General features: G+C 68.4%; 3 pseudogenes. All 3 read right to left on the reverse strand.

Going from position 1 to position 2,319, the window contains the following annotated elements:
* Positions 1–66: 66 nt before the first annotated feature.
* A pseudogene (locus AOK15_RS47720) lies at positions 67–738 on the reverse strand (VCBS repeat-containing protein); the annotation flags it as partial.
* 2 nt (positions 739–740) lie between these two features.
* A pseudogene (locus tag AOK15_RS47725) lies at positions 741–1,602 on the reverse strand (DNRLRE domain-containing protein); the annotation flags it as partial.
* Between the two features lie 2 nt (positions 1,603–1,604).
* Positions 1,605–2,319, reverse strand: a pseudogene (locus tag AOK15_RS47730) (DNRLRE domain-containing protein); the annotation flags it as partial.

Here is a 2,319-nt window from a genome sequence, read left to right on the forward strand (position 1 = left end):
GCGGGCGAGAAGGACGAGGGGCCGACCGCGGACGTTCGCGGTCGGCCCCTCGTCCTCATGCCGCGGTCAGCCGATGGCGATCCGGTTCTTCCAGTAGCTCGCCGAGCCGATGATCTCCGTGCCCGAACCGGACATCGCCGTGCGGCTGCCGGTGTAGAAGCGGACGGTGCCGTTGGTGTGGACGGTCCAGATGTCCGGGATGCCGTCGCCGTTGGCGTCCGGCGTGCCGGCCAGCAGATAGATGTTGCCGCTGCCCCAGCCGGAGGCACCGTAGATCCCGTCCTCGCCGTCCGCCGAGTTGGCGGCGGCGGCCAGGGAGTTCAGGTCGGTGCCCGTACCGCTGCTCGCCTTGACGCCCTTGCGGGACAGCAGGCGGCCGGAGACGTCGCTGCGGTAGATCAGGTCCGTCACGCCGTCGCCGCTGAAGTCCGCCACGCTGACGATGTCCCGCTCGGTCCAGGGCGAGGACGACAACCGGATCGCCTGGTCGATCGTGGCGCCGTGGTACCCGGTGAACGCCCACAGCTCGTCGCCCATGGTGGCGAAGAAGTCGGTGCGGCCGTCCCCGGTGGCGTCGCCCGCCGAGACGATCTGGGTCAGGGTGGACGGGTTCGGCGCGTTGGACGGGAGCAGGATCTCCACCCGGCGGTCGATGTTGACCGCGCCGTAGCCGTCGCCCGGGTACACCCACAGCTTGTCGCCGAGCCGGACGACCAGGTCCTGGAGGCCGTCACCGCCNNCGAACGCCGGCAGGTCGTCGCCGTTCGGGTCCTTGTCGGGGTTCGCCCGGTAGGCGCCGGACATCGAGTAGTCGAGGTCGCCGGTGCCCTTGACCAGGTCGTTGGTGGCCTGGGAGGGGTACATCACCAGGTTGCCGGAGTCGGAGACCACCATCAGGTCGGGCAGCTTGTCCCCGGTGAAGTCGCCGGGGGAGTCGGCCTGGTCGCGCGGGGTGACGTAGAAGAAGTACTTCGTCGGCTGCGAGGGGTTGCCCGCCGCGTCCACCGTGCGCACGTACAGCACGTTGGGTCCCGCCGTCGGCGGCTTCGCGTTCGCGAGGGTCGCGCTGACCGTGGTGGCCGTGCCGCTGGTGCGGTTCACGCTGAACGGGTAGCTCGGCGCGTTGAAGCCGTACTCGTAGCGGACGACGTCCGTGTTGAGCGCGCGCACGGTGAAGGAGCCGGGGGTGCCGAACTTCTTCGTGGACCAGTTGGCGTCCTCGGCGTCGTTGCCGAAGCCGTTCTCGGCGCCGTCCGCGTTCGGGAAGTCGGTCGAGCTGACCTTCGGCGGCTTGGGCGCGGTGGTGTCGAGGACGAAGCGGCACGGGGTGCTGGCCGGGGCGTAACCGGAGCTGGAGTTCGCGTCGTCCACGGCCCTCACCCGCCAGGAGTACAGGGTGCCGTTGGTGAGTTTGCTGGTGGAGAAGCCGCTGGTGGTGCGCAGCGCGACGTCCTTGTCGCCGCCCACCGACACCTTGCCGGTGGAGCCCAGCAGATCATGCGTGGAGTCCCACTTGCCGGTCGGCCACAGGTCGAAGTCGAGGAAGTCGAGGTTCTTGTCCTTGTCGGCTCCCCGCGCGGTGAACGTCAGGCTGCCCGAGCCNNGGCTCGGTGGTGGTGCACTTGGCGTCCGGGCCCAGGTCGAGCGACTTGGCGTCGATGGTCGGTTTGCGGTTGTAGACGAGTTCGAGGACGGGGGCGTTGTCGCCGTTGGCCTGGAATTTCTTCCACGAGTACTGGGAGTGCTCGTCCCGCGCCCGCAGACCGAACGTGATCGTGTCCTTGCCCTCGTCGGCCCGCTTCTGCGCGGCCCGGCGCACGTCGAAGGTCTCGTACGCGTCCCGGCAGCCGGACTTGTAGCCGTGCGCGAAGCTCTTGGTCGCGAACTTGTTGCCGTCGCTCAGCTTGGGCGCGTTCTTCCAGTTGGTCTTGCCGTTGACCGGGCCCGTGAGGTGCACGCTCATCGAACGGGAGCTGCACGACCAGGAGTACGTCTCCAGCATGCGCAGCTTCGCACTCGTGATCTTCGTGCCCTTGAGGTCCTTGTCGAAGGCGATGTTGAAGTAGGAGCGCGAGGTGCCCCAGGTGTCCGACTCGAAGCCGACGCGGGCCTCGTGCGTGCCGCCCTTGTTGAAGCCCTTGCCGTTGTAGAACGTGGCGTTGGGGTGCCGGCTGTAGGCGGTCGTCCAGTTCTGGGTGTGCTTCTTCACCGACGGGTCGACGAACACCGGGTACTTGGTGGCCGGGTCGGTCAGGAATTCCGTGTTCGGGGTGAGTACCCAGTTCGCCCCCGACAGGTCGGCCTCGACCAGCTCGCCGC

Origin of the sequence: Streptomyces ossamyceticus, from assembly GCF_001418475.1 — a bacterium.
In the GTDB taxonomy this organism is placed as follows: domain Bacteria; phylum Actinomycetota; class Actinomycetes; order Streptomycetales; family Streptomycetaceae; genus Streptomyces; species Streptomyces ossamyceticus.